Origin of the sequence: Marivirga lumbricoides, assembly GCF_014636295.1 — a bacterium.
In the GTDB taxonomy this organism is placed as follows: Bacteria; Bacteroidota; Bacteroidia; order Cytophagales; family Cyclobacteriaceae; genus Marivirga; species Marivirga lumbricoides.
Genome location: NZ_BMEC01000017.1, coordinates 78911 through 102906 on the forward strand (window position 1 = coordinate 78911; position 23996 = coordinate 102906).

The window sequence follows — 23996 nt, forward strand, 5'->3', positions numbered from 1 at the left end:
AATAATTCTAATGCGAGGATCATTTTTGGGTGCAATCTTCATAACAGCTCTCTCTATCATGCTGTTATTACTGGGAATATTAAGCCTACTAGGTGTTTTCTGGCAAGTTCCTTTTGCAATAGTTTTATTCCTGACTTTATATTTAATACTTTTCATTTGGTCTGATTTTAAGAGAGTAAAGGAAAAGAGTATTATCAATTATCTCCATCATTGCTTTCCTGAGTTAGAATATAGCCTGGGTCTGTTTGTTGAGAAAAACTTAAGCATAGTAGCAAAAATTCAAAAAGAAAGAATTGTGGGTAAATTACCTCAGGTAAAGAGAATTCCTTTACCGGAGCAATGGAAAAGCTTATTACTTTTACTGCTTGCCAGTATTGTGGTCTTTTATGTTGGTTTCAATTCTAATTTACAGGAAGTGGGCGAGAGTAATCCTGCTACTGATAACTCAGTAACAAATGATGAACTCAAATTACCAAAAGTTGATACTTTATACACTACCAAAGGAGATGTTTTTGTCACAGTAATTCCCCCAGCTTATACAGGGAAACCTCAATTCTCCTGGCAGGATGGAGAATTGGTTCCTGAAGGTAGTGTAGTCCAATTTGCTGTTTCTGAGGGGGATATGGAGCCCAGGTTAATCTTGCAGGGAACAGATACGCTTAATTTCTTAGAAAATAAGAGAAAAAATAATAGCTGGCTTCTAAACCGAAAGATCAACTACTCTCAAGCCTTTCAACTACAATTCTTATCCTCAGATTCTTCCATAACAGAACCTATCAGTGTGATAGAAATATTGAATGATCAAAAGCCTGTAATACAGTTTAACTTAACTGAAACAAGAGTTGAGCTTAATTGGACCGATTTACAAAATAAATTGGCGGTACCGTTGGAAATGAGAGATGATTACGGGCTTTCTGCGGCCAATGTTGTAGCCACTTTAAGTAAAGGCGATGGTGAATCTGTCAAGTTCAGGGAGATGAAATGGCCATTGCCTGGTTTTAAAAAGGGAAAGAAAGTACAGTCATTTACCTATAATTTAAAAATAGATACTCTTGGCTTGGATCCGGGGGATGAGCTCTACTTCTTTATTGAAGTAATGGATAATAAGCAGCCTGATTACCAACGTACTAAGTCGGAGGTGTTCTTCATAGAGGTTAAAGATACGGTACAGCAGGAATCTGTGGCTTTTGAAGGACTCGCTCTTTCTACCGAGCCAGAATACTTTAAAAGCCAGCGACAGATTATAATTGATACAGAAAAGCTCTTGAAAGAGAGAAGAAGTATTTCCAGATCTGAATTCGAGCAAAGAAGTAATACCATTGGTGCAGATCAAAAGATTTTGAGGCTTCGTTATGGTATTTTCTTAGGCGAGGAATATGAAGTAAGCGGTGGACTTGGAGAAATGGCCCACGGCAATGATGATGAAGACCATGACCACGATCATGAAGAGCATGAGGATGAAGGACATGACCCTCATGATCCCAATATAGATCATTCTGGCCATGATCATAGTAATGAAGCTATTGGATCACAGCCCGGAGAGACAAAGTTTTCCAATTCACTTTACAATTCACCAGAGATGGAAGCTTATGTTCATGCACATGATGATTCCGAAATAGCAACATTTTTTGATGCTGAAGTGAAAGCAAAACTGAAAGAAGCATTATCCAACATGTGGGATGCAGAGCTTTACCTAAGAACATACGAGCCAAAGAAGGCAATTCCTTACGAGTATAAAGCGCTTGAATTGATAAAAGAAGTACAAAGAGCATCACGTATTTATGTAGAAAGAATGGGCTTTGAGCCCCCTCCACTAGAACCTGACAAAAAGCGTTTATCCGGCAAGCTGGATAAGATTCAGGCGGAAGCAATATCATTTAATGCTGAAACTAATGAGTTCTTGCTAAATGTTCAAGCATTGCTTACTGAAATGAAAGCCATTAGCTATACTGATTTAAAGGAAGAAAAGATAAAAGCAGTGAAAGATTTAAGTAAGTTATTAGTGAAGCAAATGGTAAATAGCCCGGTAAGGTATGCCAAAATTCTGGCAGCCATTAGTACCTTCCGTGAAGAACCATCTCATGAAAATTTTCAAAAAATTATAGGATTAGCAGAAACAGTTCTTCCGGAAAATTTAAATAAAATAGTACCAGAAGCGAGTGGTGGCTTACGTTTACAGGAAGTTTTTCATCGGCAATTAAACAACGAATAATTTGATAGCTTTTTCATTACTTAAAGAGATTCAGGAGTGGCATGTGCTGTTGTTTGTTATTTTTACCTCCGCTTTAGTTTTTTTGGAATGGCGCAAGAAGAAAAAGAGGAGAGTTTGGCGAGTTCTGACTATAATACTTGCCGGTATCTCATTGTATATCATTTATTTGCAGCCTGTAGCTTTATCCAAAAAGGAAGATAAGTCTATTTTAGTAATTGGGAATGGTGTTAAACCTGGTATAAAAGATTCTCTTCTCCAATCAGATAAGTTGGAAGTATATGAGTATGATTTTGAAACGACATTATTAAAAACTCTTTCATCCAAAAAAGTAAAACTTAGCAGCTTAAATGAATTACCTTTTAAGGTGGATACTTTATTCACTGTAGGTTATATTCCTCCCATTAATCCCCATTATTATGGGTATAGAAGGGACTTGATTGATGATTCCTCCCAATACAGTATAAGCTATCCGAAGTGGTTAAAGCTGGGAGAGGAGCTTATTATTAAGGTAAATAATGATTCTGATGATGCGATCACTGCTAAAGGTATAGTAGGTTTGGATTCTGTTAATACAATTGTTGAAGCAAACACAGAATCGGTAATTTTAAAAACAGCTCCTAAAAATACGGGAGTAGTATTCGGCAATTTGCAGCTTAACGATGATGTTTATTATTACCATACAAGTATTCAGAATGAAAAAAAATATGTCTTTCATATAGTTAGTGAAACTCCTGATTTTGAATGGCGTTTTCTAAAAGATTATCTTGAGAGCCTGGGACATGCAGTATTTTATGAAAGTAAAATCTCTAAAGAAAAATACAAATCTTCCTTCTCCAACTGGCCTGACTCTCTTTCAAAGCAAAAATATAGCAAACAGCCTTTAGCTTTGGATGTATTATTGGTGGATATGGAAGCATGGAACAATATGGGAGGGCAAAGAAAAAATGATTATAGCAAAATTTTAAATACGCGTCAGGGGGCACTCATTTTAAGGGCCAACCCCAATGTGTCTGTTTCTCTGCAATCTATAAACCCTACTCTGAAAAACAGGATTTTCTCAGCTAAAGAAATTAGTTTAAATAATGGGGTTAATTTATTAAATATCAGTGGATTAAATTCATTTCAGAAAGTAGATGAGCTATACTTATACAAAAATATTTTACCGACTGTGAGTATTGGTTTTTTACAAATTCAGGATACTTACCAATGGAGTCTGGCAGGAAAAAAGATTGAGTATAGAAATTATTGGTCTTCAGTTTTAAACCAATTAATGAGAACCCACAAATCAGAGTATTCTTTTACTAATGAATGGCCGGTAGTATATCAACCTTTTCATGCTTCATTTTGGTCTGCTCAGCCTCTGGATTCAATTGAGGTGATTTGGAATGGATCAGATACATTGCGTAAGTCTGTTGTTCAGGATCCTGTATTTAATGAGCGCTATCAATTGGTCTTCTATCCTGAGAAGGTAGGACAGTATCAATTGTCAAGAGGAGAAAAATCTTCAGATGGTTTCTTTTACGTACATCCAGATAGTACCTCCTCCCAATTATTAATGGAATCATCTTATAATTACAATTTCAATTCTTACTTGAGCAGGATAAATGATAGCCATTCCAATAATTCATCGAATAATAAAGAAGATTCTTTAACTTTTTGGTTTTTTTTGCTGTTTTTGCTAAGTATTAGCTTTTTGTGGATCGAAGAGAAAATATAGCAATATGTTAAAATGCATTTTTTTGAAATTTATAGTGTTCTTTCTTCTAACAGTATGTCCTTTAATAAGCTTCAGCTATTCAGGACAATCTACTGATACTCTTTCATTATGGCCTACAAACGTGGCATATTATGAAACCATTTCTCTATTATCTGAATACATTCAAAGAGAATCGGTTACAGGGAATGAAAAGGAAGCTGGTCTTTTTCTTGAAGAGTATATTAAATCTACAGATTTAAATCTGAGGGTTTTCTCAGATCAGGCAAACAAATACAATATAGCGGCTTCTCTGTATCCTCTGGATAGCAACAAACCTAATATTATTTTACAAAGTCATATTGATGTGGTTCCCGCAGAAGCTTTAGAAAGTTGGGACTATGGACCTTACAGTGGCCATTTTGATGGGAAATATATTTATGGTCGGGGCGCGTTAGATTGCAAAGGTGTTGGGATAATGCAATTGAAAGCTTTGATGGCATTTAAATCAGACTATGATACTGCTGACCTGCCCTTCAATATCACAGCTTTATTTCTTTCCGGAGAAGAAACCGGGGGTAATTTTGGTGCTGCATATATCTTATCACAGTTTAAAGAAGAGCTTAATCCAGTAGTTGTTTTAGGTGAAGGTGGAGCAGGTTATAAAAATGTGCTGAAAAATAATCCGGAAAAAACAGTTTTTGGTGTTTCTATTGCTGAAAAACAAAGTTTATGGGTAAAATTGAAAGTAGTAAATGAAGATGGAGGACATGGAGCTGCACCGTCTGCAAATTATGCTAATTTACAATTAATAAAGAGTCTTAATAATCTGAATACCAGAAAAGTAAACCTTCTTTTTCACAGAAGCACCCGACAAATGTTTAGGCGTTTGGGTAAAGCAGAAGGGGGTATCAGAGGTTTTTTTATCAGAAACATCAATTGGTCAATTCTGGCTCCTTTCGTTCGAAAACAGATTGAGAACGATCCTTTCTTCTCATCACTCATTACTAATACAATCACTGTCTCTAACATTTTTAATCCTCCGGGTCCTCCAAATCAAATAAGTAATTATGCTGTGGCTGTTTTAGATTGCCGATTGGTACCTGGTACGTCTACCAAAAACTTTCTAAATTACATCAAAAGAAAGTTGGATAATGATAATATTGAAATCTCAGTAATCTCTCAGAGCCCTGAGGCTAAGCCTTCTAAGCTTAATAATTATTATAAAGCAATAGAAAGGGCTATCGCAGAAACGTACCCTCAGTCAGAAACAATACCATTTCTTTTTCCGGCAACCAGCGATAATAGTACATTCAGGTCATACGATATTCCTTCCTACGGATTTATCCCGGCTGTAATTAGTGAAAGAGATATCAATAGTATTCATAGCCATAATGAAAGAATTAGTGTAGAGGATTTGGGCTCAGGCATAAAAGTTTATTACAACTTTTTAAAACAAGTTCAGTTAAAAGAGCCGTTCTCAATATTTAATATTTTTAATGACGCTGACGAAGAAGAATGAAGAAATCTAAGGTTTTTCTAATAATTGCTGCGGTTTTTATGGCAATCGTGTTTTACGTTATCTACGATATGGCTTCAAAAACAACTTTTCCAGGTGGAAATAAAAAAAAGGAGCAAACAAAAAGTACTCAGGACAGTATTTATAAAGATACAATGCAGGTTGAAATAAAGAGAGATGAGCCAAACAGGAAAAAAGATTGATATTGAGAAGGTTGACTTGGAGAAAATGAAAGAGGGTACTACCAATAAACCCGGTATCATTGAATTTCCTCACCATTCCGGCAGTGCATTAATTAAACCTGAAGATAAAGGTAAAATTAAGGGTAGGGCAGTAGCAGCTATGCATCAGCAGACTGAAAGTCAGATGAATCAGTTGTATGAGCAGATGCAATTATTGGCCAATCAGGCAAAATCCCTTCAGAAAAGGGTGGAGATTTCTGAACGCATTTATTTAGCCAAGATGAACTTTGAGCCACTTATTAATCATGTTTACCATCTATATGAATCCGAAGAGGGTAAAGATATACTTTCGCTTATTGCACCAAATGAATGGGGAAAAAGTAAAACTTATATTAGGTATTTAGCTTCAGTAAAATTGCTGGCGGATCATACCTGGGAAATAATTGCAAAGCCGGATGAAGAAGAGGGGTGAGGGTTTAACTAATTGATTTTCATTTGTTTATTAAGGTTCTTTTGAACTAAGTAAACCTTTTATTTCTTCCATCCCTTCACCAGCTGATTTCTGAATAGCCGTAATTTTTTCGTACCCATAGTAAGGCGGAGTTTCAGGATCTACCACATAAATGGGAGTACCACTTTTTACTTCATGAATTAATCCGGCTGCCGGGTAAACTTGTAAAGAGGTGCCAACCACAAGCAAAATATCAGCCTTGGCTACTATTTTTGCTGCAGGCGCAATCATAGGCACCATTTCTCCAAACCATACGATGTGAGGACGTAACTGGGAATTTTTAGCACACACATCACCTTCTTTTAACTCCCAACCTTCAATATCATAAATTAGGTTCGGGTCTACTGTACTGCGGGCCTTTCCAATTTCACCATGCAAATGAAGAATGTTGGTTGAACCAGCCCTTTCATGTAAATCGTCTATATTCTGAGTGATGATCTGTACATCAAACTCGGCCTCCAGTTCAGCCAAAATCTTATGAGCCCTGTTAGGCTGTGCCTGTTGGATGCCTTTTCTTCTTTGGTTATAAAAATCAAGTACCAGGGCGCGGTTATTTTGCCAGCCTTGTGGTGAAGCTACTTCTGTTACATCATAACCTTCCCAAAGCCCATCTGCTCCCCTAAAAGTAGGAATGCCACTTTCAGCACTTATTCCGGCTCCTGTTAAAACAACTAATTTTTTCATGGTACAAATTGTATTTTTATGCTTAAGAATTTCATTTTATCTTAAAGATAGAAAACGGGAATTAATAACATAAAATATCCTGTAACTTCGTTTTCGAAAATAAAAATTAAAAGTTTATGAATTACAAATTATTCATTTTAGGCTTTGCATTTGTAAGTGCAACAGCCTGTGTAACGCAGAAGAAATATGATACTTTGCTGGCTGAAAAAGTACAAGCAGATGCTAAAAATCTGGAGCTGGAAGAAGATTTAGAGAGCAAAAGAAGTGAAATAGCAACATTAGAAACCCGCCTGGAAGAAGCAAAAGAGAGTTTAGCAAAAAGCAGAGAGGCATTTGAAAAAAGCCAAAACAGTCTGGATTCACTTCAGGCACAATACAATACGCTCAACAGCTATTATAAAGACTTAATGGGCAGCAGTGGCAAGCTGAATAAGGATTTAGCTGAAAAGCAGAAACTTCTCTTACAAATGGAAACAGACTTAGAAATAGCTAAGCAACGTAATGATGCATTGGCCACAGATTTAGCTGAAAGAGAAGCTAAAGTAGAAGAACTGGAGCGCATTCTGGCAGAGAAAGATGCAGCTGTTGCCGCATTGAAGCAAAAGGTAAGTGAAGCTCTGTTAAACTTTAAGGAAAATGACCTTACTATAGAAGTGAAAAATGGTAAAGTATATGTTTCACTTGCTGAGCAACTATTGTTTAATTCAGGAAGTATTGTGGTAGACCCGAAAGGGGTGAGTGCTTTGAAAAAATTAGGTCAGGTGCTTAAAGAAAATCAGGATGTAAACATAGTAGTTGAGGGACATACAGACGATGTGCCTATCGGAGGAAATAATAAATACATGAGAGATAACTGGGATCTTAGTGTTTTAAGAGCTACTTCTATAGTAAGAATTTTAACAGAGAATGGTGCATCACCGCAAAGGGTAACGGCTGCAGGGAAAGGAGAGTATGCCCCTAAAGCTGCAAATACTACTGCTGAAGGCCGCCAGAAAAACAGGAGAACTGAGATTATACTTACTCCTAAATTGGATGAACTTTTCCAGATTCTTGAAGCAAACTAATCAAACTAATAGAAGGTGCTATTCTGCTCAATTGGATCTTCTATTAGATGAGCAGAATTAAACATTTTGTGTGAAATAAAGAAGGTCAGATGGAGGGCATCTGACCTTTTTAAACTTTATTATGTTGATGTTATAATTATTTTATAAACCTTAATAAGGTTGTCGTTTCAAAATAATAAAAAATAATAACATCAACAATTGCTTATTAATAGAGGTATTCTAAAGCAACTCTATCATAATAGCCAAATACTCCTGTAGCACTTGAACTGAAGCATGATAGCATGATTGAGTTTGCATCAAAACCGGATGGAGTACCAGGGATTTGAACTGCACCCACACCGCCAGATCCTTCATTTCCACCACTTCCACAAGATAGAGAACGGTTGAAATAATCAGTATGTCGCAGACCTAAACAATGGCCTATTTCGTGGGCAATTACATGGCTGTTCACTGCACGAGAATAATTATCTAAACCACTTAGAATTTGAACCCACTTATAAGGTGCTCCACCACTTGGGAAACCGGCAGATCCACCAGCGCCTCCAGCTACTCTATACACGACAATGTCGGCATTAGTACTTGAAGAGAAAGATAGGCTAAAATTCAAATTGATATTCAACTGGTTATACCTATTGATCGCATCCTGAAGGCCTTGACGCATCTTAGTAGTCAATGCATTAGAGCCTCCTGTATATCCAATAACAGATATTGTTTGCGGAGAACTTACGAGATTGAAGGTACGATACTGCTCACCCATAGCTCCATGATGATCAATATCACTTTCTAACATTTTATCCAACATCTCAGGTGTAATTACAATATCTCCCTCCAATACGTAATTTGTTTGACCTGCTGTTCCAGATAACTCATCTCCATCCTGTAATTGGATGTCACTCACATCAAAACCCAAAGTTTTGAATTTTTCAATCACATCATCCGAGATATGATTTGTTTTCAGATCGAGTTCTTCTTTGTTCTCACAAGAACTCATGATCACTGTCGTTGCCATGATTGTCAAAACAATCATTAAGCTGTTTTTTAATTTACACATAATAACGTAAGTTTTTGGTTACATTCGAATTATATTGTTTTCTTTACGGAACAAAAAATTATTAATAATAAATTTTTCGATATTATTATAAAAATACAATTCTTACTCAATATTATTTAAATGTTATCTGATAATCAACCAAATATTAATCAACTTATAAATGCAAACATATCTCCATTTAAACGCTATATAAATGTTGTAACATTCTTTTTGTTATATTTTTTATTTAACACACCCGTTGGTGTCACTGCTCAAAGTATAAATAGTTATCCTGAATGGATACAATTTTATGAAAATAGCCATAACCCTAATTTTAGAGAGCAATTCACGGATGAAACAGCTTTATTTTTGTTTAACAGTGCTATAAGTTTAGACAGTTTAAAGGCGCACGGCTTTGAGGTGTATAGAAGACTAGCTCCCGATCTTATAATAGGGAAATTGAAAACGAATAATCAAACTCAAGGAAAAGAAGGTTCTCATTATAGCTTTTCTCAGTTTGAAATTAACAACCTTTGGAAGCTATCCCCGGATCTTTTGAAAAAAGAAAGCTATAAGGAAATAATTAATGGAAAATTTTGGCTTCATGTTTCTGACTTAAGTGCTTTTCAAGAATTTGCCATACGTAATAATTACCTGAAAATTATAATAAATAGAAGGGGTTATTTTTTAATTGAGTTGAAACAAACTTCATTAAATTACTTATTAGAGCAACCCTTTATACAATATGTTGGGCAGGAAGCTACAATGCCGAAGAACGAGGCCACTGTATTAGATTTAAACCTTCATCCTAACAGGATTAATGCTGTGCACCATATATATCCTGCTCTGAAAGGTCAAGAACAAATTCTTAGTCTCCAGGAACCACTTTATGATATAGATGATATTGATCTTGCAGGAAGATATGTTGAAAGTTCGCTCGAAAGTGAGTTTACTGATGTACATGCAACGCAGATGGCTACTATTGCGATAGGTGCAGGGAATTCCTTTATTACCGGAGAAGGTGTTGCTGGCAAATCTTTACATACTTCCTCTGATAACTCTAATATAATTCCTGACACTCAAGCAGATTATGAGCGCCTGGACGTTCAGATTCAGAACCACTCATATGGTACTGAAATTGAATCCTTTTATGGTGCTTCCGCTGCAATGTATGATGAAAGCGTTAATAACCTCCCTGAATTGCTCCACATAATGTCATCCGGCAACTCCGGAAATCAGTCGGCACAGGCAGGTAATTACGCATCTATCTCAGGTTTTGCAAACCTTACCGGTAATTTTAAACATGCTAAAAATGTTTTAACTGTTGGCTCAGTAGACACTACGGGGAATCCTATTTTACTAAGTAGCAAAGGGCCTGCACATGATGGAAGAGTTAAGCCTGAGCTTACTACTTACAGTATGGCCGGCACCTCCAATTCTGCTGCTTTAGTTTCCGGAACAGCCATTTTACTACAACAGCTCTACAAATCACAATACAATACTGCTATGCCTGCAGCTTTATTAAAAGGTTTACTAATTAACTCAGCGGATGATGTACATAATAAAGGAGTAGATTTTAGTACAGGATATGGTCAGTTAAATGCTTTGAGAGCAGTTGAAAACCTCGAGAATAAACAGTTTTTTTCAGATGAAATATCCAATAATGATATCAATACACTGCCTCTCAATATTCCTTCAGATGTAATAAATCTTAAAATAACATTGGTTTGGAATGATCCTGCTGCCAATCCAAATGATGAAAAAGCTTTAGTAAACGACCTTGATTTAACTGTTGTTAGGCCCGGCTCTCATATTGTTATGCCCTTAGTTTTAAATACTTCACCCAATGAATCTGCCATCACTTCTTTAGCCATAGAAGGAGAAGATCATTTAAATAATATAGAACAGGTGGTGATAGAAAACCCGGAAAGTGGTGTTTACCAAATCAGGGTATCCGGTTTTGATATACCAGTAGAAAATCAAAAGTACTACATTCTTTATCAATGGGATGAAATAGATCAATTTCGCTGGACAAGCCCAACTGGTTCAGATAACATACCTTATAATGGAGAAACAACCAGCCACTTAAGATGGGAGTCTTCTTTTTATGAGGAATATGGGGATATATTCTATCAATTAACGCAAGGTATTGAAGCAGGAACCTGGAAATCTGTTAAAGATGGTGTGTTACTTTCAGCAGAAAATTATAGATGGGAAGCTCCACAGGTGAATAGCCCTGCTTTATTTAAAATGATCATTGGTGAAAAAGAGTTTGTCTCTGACACATTCTCAATCTCAGTACCTTTAAGGCTAGGAGTAGGTTTTGATTGTACCGATTCTTTAAAATTACAATGGCCCTCTTTAGCAAGTGCTGATCATTATGAAATTGAAACATTAAAGGATAATGAACTCCAAACTTATTCAATAGTGCAAGACACCTCGCTGGTAATTTCTACAGATAAACTTGAAAGTAATTATTTCCGAGTAACCCCAATTGTCGAAGGTAAAAGATTGATCCAAAGTTTTACTATTAATTATCAACTTCAAGGTGCTGGCTGCTTCCTTAAAACATTCTTTGTAGAGGCTGTTCAGGATACAGGAGTTTTTTTACAGGTGGAACTAGGGGCTGTTAATGGTATACAAAATATTGATTTTGAGAAATTAAATGAGAACCAGGAATGGAAAACAATTAGCAGCAACAGTCCTGATAAACTAAGATATTCCATTTTAGACTCAAATCCTGATGATGGGCCAAACACATACAGGGTAAATATCCAGTTTTCTAATGGAACAAGTCTCCCAAGTGAAAGTTTAACCATCTTTTTTGTTAAATCCAGAGATTTTATAGTGTATCCTAACCCTATACGAAACAATGAAACATTGAGAGTTTTCAGTAAGAAAATAGAGAGAGATCATATATTTCAGCTTATTAACCCTCTGGGCAAACAGATTCTAGAGTCCTCACTTACTGATGAACGTACTTTCATCGATTTACCTGTACTTTCAGATGGTATTTATTATTACAGAATTTTTAAGTTAAAGGAGCAGGTTGCTAACGGTAAAATTGTAATAGTTAAATAAATACTGGTACACAGATTATAAAAGGAAAGCATTTTATAATAGAACGAAAAAAAGAATTTTTCAGTTTTTAATATCTTTTAATCAATATTGTCCAAAATAAAATTGCCTATGAAATTAATTTTGCCTAACATTCTAAATATTTATAACCAAAAACTTATAAAATCATGATTAAAAATGTAAAGACCTATTTAGGCGCTTTAGTTGTAGGCGTAGTAATGTTTTCTGCTTGTCAGCAGGACGAAGTAGCGAAATTAGATGAGTTTGCAGTAGACCCTTTGGTAATTGAGAAATTAAAGGCTCTGGGCTTTGATGTAACAAATCAAGCTCCTACCTTATTTGAAGATGGCTATTTGGTGGAAGGCGATATTTACCTTACCGACAAAACCATTTCAGAGATGAGTAAACCTTCTTTTTTACCTAATTCTGAACAGTATAGTACAGATAACCTGGTCTGTGGCCCCCGTAATATTACTGTTTATGCTCCTCAAGGAGGTAGTAATGGCTACAGCTCTGCTATGATAGCAGGTTTAGACGAGGCCATAAACAGGTATAACAATGAAAATTTAACCTTAACTTTTCAAAGAGTTACTTCTTCCTCTAATGCAGATATTGTTATGACAAGATTAAGCCGAAGAGATGAAAGAAGAGGTGTATTAGGTTCTGCCGGATTCCCTACAAATAGCTGTGATCCTTATGGAGAGATCAAGATGAGTGGTGTATTGGAATCTTCTTATGGTTTATCAACCAATGGTATTGCTACTATCATTGCTCATGAAATGGGCCACTGTATTGGTTTCCGTCATACTGATTATTTTAACAGAAGCATTAGCTGTGGTGGATCTCCTGTAAATGAAGGCGCTTCCACAGTAGGAGCTAACCATATTCCTGGTACTCCAACGGGTGCATCGGCTTCTGCTGCTTCATGGATGTTAGCTTGTACTGATGGTAGTAACAGGCCATTTAATAACGATGATCAAACGGCTTTAGACTATCTTTATTAATTAGAGAAGTTAAAAATCAACATATTGTATTTGTGAAAATGGAAGCTCCGATGGGGTTTCCATTTTTTTATGTATCTGAATGAACAAATAATTGCAGTTTTTTATTGATAGGATATGACTATCTTTGTAAATACTTATTAAATAGACAGAAAGATTTTGGAGTTTAATCAATTTAATTTTCATCCTACCTTAAAAGAGGGCCTCGATATGATGGGCTTCACAAATGCGACCCCCATACAAGCAGAAGCCATTCCCAAAATACTTGATGGGAAGGATTTGATCGCCTGTGCACAAACCGGTACAGGAAAAACGGCTGCTTTCGTTTTGCCTATTTTAAACAAATTAGCTTCATCTGAGGGTAATTCGAAAGAAGTTAATACATTAATTATTGCCCCTACAAGGGAATTGGCACAACAAATAGACCAGCAAATTGAGGGGTTTTCATATTTTACCAATGCCAGTTCCATTGCTATTTACGGTGGTGGAGATGGTGCAGCATGGGAGCAACAAAAGAAAGCCATCAGACAAGGTGTTGACATATTAGTTGCCACTCCTGGAAGACTGATTGCATTATTGAATTCCAATGACACCAACCTGTCTCATATAAAGCATCTTATATTAGATGAAGCTGACAGGATGTTAGACATGGGGTTTTCAGACGATATCAATAGGATTGTAAAGCAACTGCCTACTAACAGGCAAACATTGCTTTTCTCTGCAACAATGCCCCCTAAAATAAAGAAACTAGCGTCTGCTATTCTTAGGGATCCCGAAGAAATCAGTTTAGCCATTTCTAAACCAGCGGCAGGAATTTCACAAAAAGCTTTCATGACCTTTGATGGCCAAAAAACTCCTTTACTTAAATTCTTATTAGGTTCAGGTAGGTTTGAAACAGTAATTGTATTTGCCGGTACCAAAGACAAGGTTAAATCATTGGAGAAAGAGTTAAAAGGGCTTGATATGCCTCAAAAGTCATTTCACAGTGACCTGGAACAAACCGAAAGGGAAGAAATTATGAGGGATTTTCGGGCTAAAAAGATAAGAGTACTAATAGGAACAGATATTTTATCACGTGGAATTGATGTGGAAAATATAAGCCTTGTAGTAAATTATGATGTGCCTGGCGATGCAGAAGATTATGTTCACAGAATCGGAAGAACAGCAAGAGCTGCCACAACGGGCGAAGCCATTACCTTTGTAAATGAAAAGGATATGGAGAAATTTAACCGTATAGAGGAGCTGATAGAGAAAGAAGTGATTAAAACCAACAGCTTACCTAATCAGTTAGGCGATGGTCCGGAGTATCAGAAGAATGCAAAGAAATACAAAAAGCCGGGCTTTTCTCGAAAAAAATCATTCCGAAAAAAGAAAAACTCATAAGTACCTCAAAAAATCAATTTAATTAAGATGTCATTTAAAGAATTGGGGATTTCAGACAAGCTTATACAGGGCTTGGATGAAATGAATATTAAAGAACCCACTAAAATACAGAAAGCTGTTATACCTTATTTACTTACTAATGCTGGTGATTTAGTAGCCCAGGCCCAGACAGGAACAGGTAAGACAGCCGCTTTCGGTCTTCCTATTTTACAACATATCAATGTAAAAGGGGAGAAGATTCAGGCTGTTATTATTGCTCCGACAAGAGAGCTTTGTCAGCAATTAGCTAAGCAGCTTTTTAAATTTACTAAGTATACTGACAAAATATATACTGAAGCAGTATTTGGAGGAGCAAAGATTGAACGACAGATTCAGGCTTTGCGTAGACCTACTCATATTTTAGTAGCTACCCCCGGTAGGTTAACTGATCTGATAAGAAGAAAAGCGGTAGACATCAGGCAGGCAAGCACCCTGGTACTTGATGAAGCGGATGAAATGCTTAGTATGGGCTTCAAAAAGGATTTGGAGTTTATATTCCAATCCATGCCTCATAAAAAGAACGTATGGTTGTTTTCAGCTACCATTCCTACAGACATCAAGTACTTAATAAAGAAGTATTTAGACCCTGACGCCAAGTATATTCAAACATCAGGAAACGAGATTGTTAACGAAAACATTAACCATCAGTTTGTTCCGTGTGATAAAGATGAAAAGTTGAGTATTTTACAGTATTTCCTAAAAACACAGAAAAGTGAAAGAGGGGTAATTTTCTGTAATACAAAGGCTTCTGCCCGATCACTTTACGAACAACTTCAAGCCAGAAAACAATCGGTAGGTATTCTGGAAGGAGACATGCAACAGAAGGAGCGGGATAAAATGCTTAGAGCATTTAAAGGAAGTAAACTAAATTTATTGATTGCTACGGATGTAGCAGCCAGAGGAATAGATATTGCAGATTTAGCTTTCGTGGTGCACTTTGAAATTCCCAGGCAACTGGATTACTACATCCATCGAAGTGGCCGAACAGCCAGAGCCGGAAAACAAGGAATCAGTATGGCCTTTGCTACCAAAAATGATTTAAGCCAGATTCAAAAAATTGAATCGGAACTGGGAATTAAAATGAAAAAGGTTCCATTTTCTTGATTTAAGGAAGTACATGAATAAAACCTTATCTGAAATGTTGTTGAAAGAAGTTTCAAGTGATAAATTAAATTTAATAAAGTTAGTTGTATTTCTTTTTGTATTTGTTTTGTTTGGAAGCTGTGCATCCAGGGAACAAAGACAGCAAAAACTCATTCAAAAAGGCTATCTGGAGCTTGAAGCTAATAATGTCGAACGCAGTATTGAACTTTTTGAAGATGCTACAGAGCTGGTTGCTGAAAATGCTTCAGCTTGGAATGCCTTAGGAGTCGCTCTCTACAAGAATGGCAATACTTATGAAGCAATCCATGCTTTTGATAAAGCCCTTATGCTTCAACCTGATTACACCAGAGCTTATTACAACCGAAGTAATGCTTTTTATGATGCCGGTGAATATTATAGAGCTTTAGATGATCTGGAGCCGGTAATGAATAGTTATGAAGATTCAGCTTTTGTATATCTTGCGAAAGGGCTTTCCCTTGTAGGGCTGAAAAAGTATGAAGAAGCCAAGAAAGCTTTCATGTGGGCAGCCTCAATGGATAGCACTAATGCTGAGATTTTTGCCAATATTGGTATTGTATATTATTATCAGCAGGAATATGGACAGGCTGAAAAGTATACACTCTCCGCGCTGAAGAAAAATGAAGGTGAAGCCAATGCCTGGAATTTATTGGCCTTAATCCAGACTGAAAAAGAGAATTATTCCGGAGCACTTGAATCTGTCAATAAGGCGATTAGCTATGATAAATTTCAGCCTTATTTCTTGAACAACAGAGGCTTTATCCTCACTATGTCAGGCGATTATGAGAAAGCTGAAAGAGACTTAAGGCAGAGCATATCTATTGATGAACGTAATCCATATGTTTACAGAAACCTGGGTATTCTTGCTCTTAAAAAAGGTGACTACACTGAAGCCATTCGGCAATTGAAAGAAGCCCTAAAAAAGAACGAGTATCTCTCTTCAGCCAATTTTTACCTTGCAGAAGCTTATAGGCTTAACAGTCAAAAAGAGCTTGCTTGTGAGTACTATCAAACCTCTACTTCTTTAGGTGAGAAGCAGGGGATAGAAGCTTATGAGAAATTCTGTCAGGAGATTGCCATGTAAACCTTAATAAATTTCTTATTTTTGCCTCAAATTTTAGGATAACGATATGTTTGATAATCTTAGTTATAAATTAGACCGCGCATTTAAAACCCTGAAAGGTCAGGGACAAATTACAGAAGTAAACGTAGCCACCACTGTGAAGGAAATTCGCAGGGCTTTGGTAGATGCTGACGTTAACTTTAAGGTAGCCAAGGAAGTAACCGATAAAATTAAGCAGGAAGCATTAGGAAGAGATGTATTAATTTCCGTTTCTCCGGGACAACTTCTTATTAAAATTACCCAGGAAGAACTCTCTAAAATGATGGGAGAGAAGCAGGAGGATATTAACATACAAGGCTCACCTTCTACCATTCTGATTTCTGGTTTACAGGGTTCTGGTAAAACTACCTTTACCGGTAAATTGGCCAAAAGATTAAAAAAACAAGGAAAACAGGTTTTAGTAGCTGCCTGTGATATATACAGACCTGCAGCTATCGATCAGTTAAAAGTGTTAGGAGAGCAAATTGGAGTAGAAGTGTATGCTGAACCTGATAATAAAAATGCAGTTGAAATTGCCGGGAATGCCATCAAATACGCTAAAAACAACGGGAAAAGTGTCGTAATTATTGATACTGCCGGTCGTTTAGCAGTGGACGAAACAATGATGCAGGAAATTGAGGCTTTAAAGAAAGCACTTAATCCTTCTGAAACCTTATTTGTGGTGGACTCCATGACAGGACAAGATGCAGTTAACACTGCAAAAACATTTAATGAGCGTTTAAACTTCGATGGTGTTGTTTTAACCAAGTTGGATGGTGATACCCGTGGGGGAGCTGCCCTGTCTATCAGAACTGTAGTTGATAAACCAATTAAATTTGTCAGCACCGGTGAGAAGATGGATGCTATAGATCTGTTCTATCCTGATAGGATGGCTCAGCGAATCCTTGGTATGGGGGATGTGGTCTCTTTGGTGGAAAAAGCACAGGCAACTTTTGATGAGGAAGAGGCTAGCAGATTATCGAAAAAGATAAGAAAAAACCAATTCGATTTTGAAGATTTCCTTTCCCAGCTTCAGCAGATTAAGAAAATGGGAAATATCAAAGACCTCTTAGGTATGCTCCCTGGTATGGGTAAGCAAATAAAGGATTTGGATATTGATGATGATGCTTTTAAACCTGTTGAAGCAATTATCCGATCAATGACTAAAGAAGAGAGGAGTAATCCTGAGCTAATGAATGCTAGTAGAAAGCAGAGAATAGCTAATGGTAGTGGTACTTCTGTTCAGGAAATCAATAATTTGTTAAAGCAATTTAAAGATATGCGCAAAATGATGAAGACCATGAATAAAATGAGTGGTACTAAGCGCGGGCTTGCGGGTTTTAACCCATTTGGAGCCAAATAAAGTATAAAAGCGGAGTTAAATGATTTTTCATCTTTTAACTCCGCTTTATTCTAAAAAATACCCTCAAGAACTATTATAGACCTATTATAGACCTATTCGGTACATTCTTCCGCTGTCAGTGATTGCATATAAAGCACCATCTTTTCCTTCCAGCACATCCCTAAAACGCTGATTTTCATCTTTCAGTAAACGCTCTTCACCGATTACACGCTCATCCTCTATCACTAACCTTACTATATGCTGACCACTCAGCCCTGCTAAAAACAAATTGTTAGACCATTCGCTGATCATATTTCCGGAATAAAATGTAATACCGCTCGGCGACACTACAGGATCCCAATAATATATTGGTTGTTCCATACCTTCCTGTTGAGTGATGCCCTGACCTATAGGTCCACCTGAATATTCAATACCATATGAAATAGTGGGCCAACCATAATCTTTACCCGGCTTAATCAGATTTACTTCATCTCCTCCTTTTGGGCCAAATTCCGCTTCCCACAAATCTCCAGTAACTGGATGTGTAGCAAGTCCTTGTACATTTCTATGGCCATAGGAATAGATTTCCGGTAATACATTATCTTGTCCTATGAATGGATTGCCTTCTGCCGGCTCACCTTCTGTGGTAATACGGAGTACCTTACCCAATGCGGCATCTAACTCCTGTGCCTCAGGCCTGGATTCTATATCTGATCGCTCTCCTGTACTAACAAAAAGATTTCCTTCTCCGTCCCATTCCAGGCGTGAGCCATAATGCAAAGCACTTTCAAATTCTGGAATAGCAGTATAAATAACCTCCGCGTTTTCAATGCTGGATTCATCTTCTGCCAATTTTCCTTTGGCTACCGCAGTGGCAGTTCCGTTGCTTCCATCTTGTGAAAAAGACCAATAGACTATTCTGTTATTGCTAAAGTCCGGATCTATGGCCACATCAAGCAGTCCGCCCTGTCCTGAACTATTTACAGAAGGAATGCCGGAAATAGCTGTACTAACAGCTCCGGAAGTTGAAACGATACGCATAGTACCCTCTTTTTCCGTTACCAGGATTCTACCATCAGGCAGATTTGTCATTCCCCATGGTCGGGATAGTCCGTCAGCAAATTGCGTTACCTGATAGTCAGTTTCAGTTGCAACCCCATTAACTCTGGTTTGGCCTGAAAAGGCAGGTTCATAATCGGTATTGGGAGGTCGTGTTTCAACCGGAGATAATAGGCTATCTGTATCTGTAGCAGTAGAGTCAGCTGTATCCTGAAGATTTGAGGATGAATCTTTAGAATCGCAAGAGATATTCCCTATACCTAATACTGTAAAGATAATTAATGAGAGGCTTGTTAATTTTTTCATATTTTTTTGTCTAATAGTTGATCAACCAATATTGGCAATTTATGAACTTAGGCTTACGAAATATCTGAGGGTATTGTTATTAAATACACTATTTCAACTCACTTAAAAGTAACAAGTTACCTACTTTTATTTTTTAATTTTGAAATTTCATTTTATCTATATTCCCGTTTCTGATGAGATGTATTGAGAATAGTAATCTACATTGAAAATCGCTGACTTTAAATATTTAAGGCAAGCTGATTAAAATCAATTTACCTGCCGAATAGAATGAATGTTTATGTAATTTAGTAGTCGTATAATTTTGCTTCTTTGAAATTAAATAGAATCATTTCTTGTTTAATAAATAATTTATTTATTAAATTAACACTTTAAAATATATAATTTAATTAACTGATTATTAGTCGTTTTTAGTTATATTTTTAACTGTTATCAGTTTAATCTATAATAGAATTTTTTTAATAATTTTATATTTGTGAGAAGAGTAGTTTGTTATTCCCTTGTATTAGTATGTTTGAGTATTGTAGCGTTGTTCTTGTTGAAAAAGCCTATTTCTCCTATAGAGAATACTCACCGCCCTTCCAGAACCTATTTAGCTGGTACACCTGTACAAGCAAACAATTCTATGCTTGAGTATTTTACAATGAGCACTTTTGGTATCGGGATGATGGGTATGGCATTTGGCTTTATCAATTTGGGTTCTAAAAGAATTAAAAAGCACAATGATTTTCTTGAGGAAATGGTGAAAGACAGAACCCTTGTATTGGAACAAAAACACCAGGAACTTATACATCAAAATGAGCACTACAAGATAGCGCTTAACATGATAAGAGAGCAAAAGGATGAAATCGAAGTTGCGCAGAAGGAATTACTTGCAAAAAATATAGAGGTGACAGAAGCGCTTGAAGAAATTAGTGCGCAGAATGAGCTGATAGATGTTGAAAGAACCAAACTCCACCAGGCTCAGAAAATTATTAAGACACAGAATGCAAAGCTCCTGAGTATTGCCAGAAATCTGGATCAACAGGTGCAGGAAAGAACAAGAGAGTTATCTGTTTCAAATAACCTGCTGCTGGAGAAAAACAAAGAACTGGATGATTTTATTTACAAGTCTGCACATGACTTACGGGGGCCTATTGCAAGATTTAAGGGGTTAAGCAGCCTTATTAACCTTGAATATAAATTAGGAAATAATATCACTGATCACCTGGAGCATCTGGATGACTCTGCGAGCCAAATGGACTCTATGTTAAAGCGACTAAGCAATGTCTATGAAATTAATGCAAAGCCCGTAAGCATTCAGCAAATGAAAATTGATGAGGTGATATCCGGTGTTTTAAGGCAATTGCAAGTTGAGGCAAATTACCCGGTAGTTAATATCAAAATTGACAATGAATGCAGGAGAACTGTTTTATGTGATCCTAACCTGTTGCAATTGATTTTTAGGAACCTTATTGGTAATGCAATCAGATTTGCGGATCTTGGCAAAGCTGAAAAACATGTGAATGTAGTTGTAAAGCAGGAGGAAAAACAGCTAAAGATTATTGTGAAAGACAATGGACTAGGTATTAAAGAGGAGCACAGGGAGAAAATATTTGGTCTTTTCTTTGTAGGATCGGAGGTTACAAAAGGTCCGGGCTTGGGTTTATATATCAGCAGAATGATTTCGAAGAAACTCAATGGCAGCATTGAGCTGCTTAGTACTGATTCCACGGACGAAACCATATTTCAGGTGGTCATTCCCATCTGAAGGAAGATATATAAAAATAGTACTCCTGAACAAAATACAAATAAAAGGTTAGTAGGAGTTATCACGAAAGGAGAGTTGTATTTTCAAAAGAAAAAAAATACAGATACAGTTAGTGGTTACATTTCATTTAACTCAATGTAACCATTCATCACTAACTCACTCAACTAAAGCAACTCTTCCCATACAGCTTTTACAAAAGGCATTTTAGGAACTGAATTCATGATTTTTAGGTCCTGCAGCAGACTAGTCTCTTCATTGAGAAAGCGAAACAATAACCGCAGGTCGTTTTGTTCATACATTAATTGAAATACTTGCTGACCATCAGCTTTACCGGTTTTGAGTACATTAATGAGTACTTCATCATAAAACTTAAATCTTAGAGAGGCATCAATAGAAAAATCATCTGAGCCGGATAGTAAGGAGCGGATTATTTTCTGAACGTGTCGGAAATTTCGAATAAAGGAGTATCCTGTACTTGGCTTCACAGTACCTGCAAGTGTGCCGATAGGAATGATATTTTTTTCCCGCTTCGCAAATACAGCATTCGTCATAGGGATTTTATTAAACTCCTCATCTAGAATTTTATATTCAGAAATACCCAAAATTTGCTCTATATAATTTACCAAAGCTTTTTGGTAGGCATTTTTCTCCCACAGGTCTGCAGAAAACAAAGTATACTCTACCAGCGCTTCAGTTTCTGAAGTCGGCAATATATAAGCGAAAGAAAGTCCTTTTTCTATTGCGGGCACCCGCATATCCATATAGGTAATAACATCGGGCTTAAATTGTTCAGTTTTAGTTCGGATAGTCCACCCGAGAAAATGTTGCCAGATAAAGTGCTTGCCCTTACCATTAAGTGAAGGGAGCAGAGAACTATTAAAGTAATTTTTGAAAAAATACTCCTTAAAGCGGAAAGAGTGAGTAGGAGTGAAGACTTGTTGGCTGTTAGCATCTTCACCAATAACCGAATCCTTCAGCCAGGTAATATTAGGGCACGATTGGATCTGTAATTTAGCAAATTCATAAAATTCCTTACCTTCAATTTTGTAGTATGAGAAAGGATTTAATGTGTAGATCTTGTGGTAATTATGTCCCCAAATTTCAGCCTCATTCCACTTCTTTAAGGTAGGTAATTGAGTTAACCAGGGTTCATTTTCATTCCAAAAACTCCATGTCCTGTCATTTTTGCTTTTATTATCCGGCTCTATAATCAATAAAGTTTTCCCGGAAAGAATGCCCGATTCTACCATTTTCCATGCTAAGGTAAGCCCTGCAAGGCCTGCTCCTCCGATCACATAATCATACATGGCGCCAGATTTAGTCACTAGTAAAAGGAATTTTTTTATGATTAATTTTGCTTAAAGATCAATGAATTCTTTGATACAGCAAACATTCCGCAGATAAACTATCGACTATTATATTCTGTTATGTTTTTTTTGTGTGTTAAAACAAATATTTATTATTTGCAAAAAATTCAGTTATCTTAATGTTAATTTAAAAGAACCGGAGTAACATTGAATAGTAAGAAAATTATTTTATTGCTTAGCATTTTAGGCGTTACAAGCTTAAGTTTAGCCTTCTATACAACCAAAGAAGCCAATTTTATCCACTCAACAGATGATAACTCTTACGATCATCTTAATTTTGTTGATTTCAATATTGTTGCACCAGCTCCTACAATGGACAGCGCACAATTTGTGCCTGAATTTGATTCTACCGTTCACCAATTTCTCAATAGGTGGGACATTAAGGGGGCATCCATTGCTATCATGAAAGATAACCGCTTAATTTACTCAAAAGGGTATGGTTATGCCAATCTGGAAAAAGAGAAGCCTGCGGATACCAAAACATTGTTTAGAATTGCCAGTGCCTCTAAATTAATAACGGCTATCGGCATTATGAAATTGAAGGAACAGGGTTTACTCAATTTAAATGATAAGGTATTTGGCTCCAGAGGTATTTTAAGCGAGTTCACAGAGATGAAGGACTCGAAGCATCTGCAAATAACTGTAGCGGATCTTTTAAATCACCGAGGCGGATGGAGCTGGAGAGACGGAGACTTTATGTTTCAGGCTGCCAAAATCCAGAAAACAATGGACTTACCCGGGCCTCCTTCTCAGGATGACATAATCAACTTTGTGCTGCAAAACAGGTGGTTGCGTTACAAACCCGGTACTCAATACGCATATTCCAATTTTGGCTATATGGTTCTTGGCAAAATCATAGCTGAGAAAAGTGGCATGAACTACGAAACTTATATCAATGAAAACATTTTAATGCCTAATGGTATTTATGGGATGCGCATTGCGGGAAATTACGAATGGGAACGTTTACCTTTCGAATCACATTATTATAATTACCCTACAGCTTACCAGTTTCCATCCTTTGATGGCAACTATGAGGCCTGCGATAAACCTTATGGAGGAAGTGATATAAGTACTTTAGGCGCTGCAGGCGGTTGGATAGCTAATGCTTCTCAGCTAGTTAAGTTAGTAGCTTTGATAGACCCCAGGCATTCATTTTACAATATTCTGTCTGACGAAAGTATTCAGCAAATGTTAGGAGGGGAGGATTATCGTGATGCTTATGGATGGAAAGCCACTGATGGAGAAAACTGGGAGCGTACCGGTACACTGGCAGGAACTTCCTGTATGGTGTATAGAAAAGAGAATGGATACAGTTATGCTGTTATCCTGAATTCAAGTGTTTGGATGGGGTATGCCTTTAACCAATACATCCAGTGGATGATGGATGATGCGCTTAAAAGCTTTGAAGGTAAAGAATTTAAGAACCTTTTCTGGGAAAATAGACCTGAAAAAGCTATTTTACCAATTACATTATAGCTGTTACCATTTATAAAATAATTTTTAAAGAAATTCTCTGCTACGTACACTTAATGATTAAATTACGTTTCTTAAGGAG

18 protein-coding genes are annotated in these 23996 nt (G+C 36.7%); 14 read left to right on the forward strand and 4 right to left on the reverse strand.

What is annotated here, in order from left to right:
* Positions 1-58 precede the first annotated feature (58 nt).
* The 5 genes from IEV85_RS21960 to IEV85_RS21980 are packed head-to-tail and all read left to right on the forward strand — an operon-like array spanning position 59 to position 6078.
* Complete coding sequence (locus tag IEV85_RS21960; protein WP_188467422.1) at positions 59-2212, forward strand: DUF4175 family protein; 2154 nt, start codon at positions 59-61, stop codon at positions 2210-2212.
* Between the two features lies 1 nt (position 2213).
* On the forward strand, positions 2214-3929 hold the full coding sequence (locus IEV85_RS21965) for a hypothetical protein (RefSeq protein WP_188467423.1): 1716 nt from the start codon (positions 2214-2216) through the stop codon (positions 3927-3929).
* A gap of 22 nt (positions 3930-3951) precedes the next feature.
* Positions 3952-5427, forward strand: a complete 1476-nt coding sequence (locus IEV85_RS21970; RefSeq protein ID WP_188467424.1) for a M20/M25/M40 family metallo-hydrolase — start codon at positions 3952-3954, stop codon at positions 5425-5427.
* A complete protein-coding gene (locus tag IEV85_RS21975; RefSeq protein WP_188467425.1) occupies positions 5424-5627 on the forward strand; it encodes a hypothetical protein in 204 nt (67 codons plus the stop codon). Before IEV85_RS21970 ends, IEV85_RS21975 begins: the two co-directional genes overlap by 4 nt.
* Entirely contained in the window at positions 5602-6078 is a 477-nt protein-coding gene (locus tag IEV85_RS21980; RefSeq protein ID WP_188467426.1) for a DUF2452 domain-containing protein, read from the forward strand. Before IEV85_RS21975 ends, IEV85_RS21980 begins: the two co-directional genes overlap by 26 nt.
* Positions 6079-6108: 30 nt before the next feature.
* Here the strand turns inward: IEV85_RS21980 and IEV85_RS21985 are convergent, their stop codons facing one another.
* On the reverse strand, positions 6109-6801 hold the full coding sequence (locus IEV85_RS21985) for an SIR2 family NAD-dependent protein deacylase (protein WP_188467427.1): 693 nt from the start codon (positions 6799-6801) through the stop codon (positions 6109-6111).
* Between the two features lie 116 nt (positions 6802-6917).
* Between IEV85_RS21985 and IEV85_RS21990 the strand changes: the two genes are divergently transcribed.
* A complete protein-coding gene (locus IEV85_RS21990) occupies positions 6918-7865 on the forward strand; it encodes an OmpA family protein (protein ID WP_188467428.1) in 948 nt (315 codons plus the stop codon).
* A gap of 205 nt (positions 7866-8070) precedes the next feature.
* On the opposite strand, the gene IEV85_RS21995 is transcribed toward IEV85_RS21990, so the two are convergent.
* Positions 8071-8892: a M57 family metalloprotease gene (locus IEV85_RS21995; RefSeq protein ID WP_229712693.1), complete on the reverse strand. Its 822-nt coding sequence runs from the start codon at positions 8890-8892 to the stop codon at positions 8071-8073.
* A gap of 144 nt (positions 8893-9036) precedes the next feature.
* Here IEV85_RS21995 and IEV85_RS22000 point away from each other — a divergent pair, with 144 nt between their 5' ends.
* The 6 genes from IEV85_RS22000 (at position 9037) to ffh (ending at position 17983) form a co-directional block, all read left to right on the forward strand.
* A complete protein-coding gene (locus IEV85_RS22000) occupies positions 9037-11976 on the forward strand; it encodes a S8 family peptidase (protein WP_188467430.1) in 2940 nt (979 codons plus the stop codon).
* A 164-nt stretch (positions 11977-12140) separates the two neighbouring features.
* Positions 12141-12977 (forward strand): M57 family metalloprotease, encoded by an 837-nt coding sequence (locus IEV85_RS22005; RefSeq protein WP_188467431.1) that lies wholly within the window; start codon positions 12141-12143, stop codon positions 12975-12977.
* Positions 12978-13133: 156 nt separating this feature from the next.
* Positions 13134-14357 carry a DEAD/DEAH box helicase gene (locus IEV85_RS22010; protein WP_188467432.1) on the forward strand — a complete coding sequence of 408 codons (1224 nt, stop codon included), beginning with the start codon at positions 13134-13136 and terminating at the stop codon, positions 14355-14357.
* A 27-nt stretch (positions 14358-14384) separates the two neighbouring features.
* Positions 14385-15500: a DEAD/DEAH box helicase gene (locus tag IEV85_RS22015; protein WP_188467433.1), complete on the forward strand. Its 1116-nt coding sequence runs from the start codon at positions 14385-14387 to the stop codon at positions 15498-15500.
* 13 nt (positions 15501-15513) lie between these two features.
* Positions 15514-16602, forward strand: a complete 1089-nt coding sequence (locus IEV85_RS22020) for a tetratricopeptide repeat protein (protein WP_188467434.1) — start codon at positions 15514-15516, stop codon at positions 16600-16602.
* Between the two features lie 46 nt (positions 16603-16648).
* Complete coding sequence (gene ffh / locus IEV85_RS22025) at positions 16649-17983, forward strand: signal recognition particle protein (protein WP_188467435.1); 1335 nt, start codon at positions 16649-16651, stop codon at positions 17981-17983.
* Between the two features lie 84 nt (positions 17984-18067).
* Here the strand turns inward: ffh and IEV85_RS22030 are convergent, their stop codons facing one another.
* Positions 18068-19327 carry a PQQ-dependent sugar dehydrogenase gene (locus tag IEV85_RS22030; protein WP_188467436.1) on the reverse strand — a complete coding sequence of 420 codons (1260 nt, stop codon included), beginning with the start codon at positions 19325-19327 and terminating at the stop codon, positions 18068-18070.
* 535 nt (positions 19328-19862) lie between these two features.
* On the opposite strand from IEV85_RS22030, the gene IEV85_RS22035 reads away from it, so the two are divergent.
* Positions 19863-21074 (forward strand): ATP-binding protein, encoded by a 1212-nt coding sequence (locus IEV85_RS22035; protein ID WP_188467437.1) that lies wholly within the window; start codon positions 19863-19865, stop codon positions 21072-21074.
* A 164-nt stretch (positions 21075-21238) separates the two neighbouring features.
* Here the strand turns inward: IEV85_RS22035 and IEV85_RS22040 are convergent, their stop codons facing one another.
* Complete coding sequence (locus IEV85_RS22040; RefSeq protein WP_188467438.1) at positions 21239-22399, reverse strand: lycopene cyclase family protein; 1161 nt, start codon at positions 22397-22399, stop codon at positions 21239-21241.
* Between the two features lie 189 nt (positions 22400-22588).
* Here IEV85_RS22040 and IEV85_RS22045 point away from each other — a divergent pair, with 189 nt between their 5' ends.
* Complete coding sequence (locus IEV85_RS22045) at positions 22589-23917, forward strand: serine hydrolase domain-containing protein (RefSeq protein WP_188467439.1); 1329 nt, start codon at positions 22589-22591, stop codon at positions 23915-23917.
* Positions 23918-23996 lie beyond the last annotated feature (79 nt).

What these genes read in the sequence shown, in the direction of transcription:
- IEV85_RS21975 (WP_188467425.1), top strand. Translation starts at nt 5,424, where the DNA reads ATGAAGAAATCTAAGGTTTTTCTAATAATTGCTGCGGTTTTTATGGCA.
- IEV85_RS22015 (WP_188467433.1), top strand. Translation starts at nt 14,385, where the DNA reads ATGTCATTTAAAGAATTGGGGATTTCAGACAAGCTTATACAGGGCTTG.
- IEV85_RS21985 (WP_188467427.1), bottom strand. Translation starts at nt 6,801, where the DNA reads ATGAAAAAATTAGTTGTTTTAACAGGAGCCGGAATAAGTGCTGAAAGT.
- IEV85_RS22020 (WP_188467434.1), top strand. Translation starts at nt 15,514, where the DNA reads ATGAATAAAACCTTATCTGAAATGTTGTTGAAAGAAGTTTCAAGTGAT.
- ffh (WP_188467435.1), top strand. Translation starts at nt 16,649, where the DNA reads ATGTTTGATAATCTTAGTTATAAATTAGACCGCGCATTTAAAACCCTG.
- IEV85_RS22005 (WP_188467431.1), top strand. Translation starts at nt 12,141, where the DNA reads ATGATTAAAAATGTAAAGACCTATTTAGGCGCTTTAGTTGTAGGCGTA.
- IEV85_RS21995 (WP_229712693.1), bottom strand. Translation starts at nt 8,892, where the DNA reads ATGATTGTTTTGACAATCATGGCAACGACAGTGATCATGAGTTCTTGT.
- IEV85_RS21960 (WP_188467422.1), top strand. Translation starts at nt 59, where the DNA reads ATGCTGTTATTACTGGGAATATTAAGCCTACTAGGTGTTTTCTGGCAA.
- IEV85_RS21980 (WP_188467426.1), top strand. Translation starts at nt 5,602, where the DNA reads ATGAGCCAAACAGGAAAAAAGATTGATATTGAGAAGGTTGACTTGGAG.
- IEV85_RS22000 (WP_188467430.1), top strand. Translation starts at nt 9,037, where the DNA reads ATGTTATCTGATAATCAACCAAATATTAATCAACTTATAAATGCAAAC.
- IEV85_RS21990 (WP_188467428.1), top strand. Translation starts at nt 6,918, where the DNA reads ATGAATTACAAATTATTCATTTTAGGCTTTGCATTTGTAAGTGCAACA.
- IEV85_RS22030 (WP_188467436.1), bottom strand. Translation starts at nt 19,327, where the DNA reads ATGAAAAAATTAACAAGCCTCTCATTAATTATCTTTACAGTATTAGGT.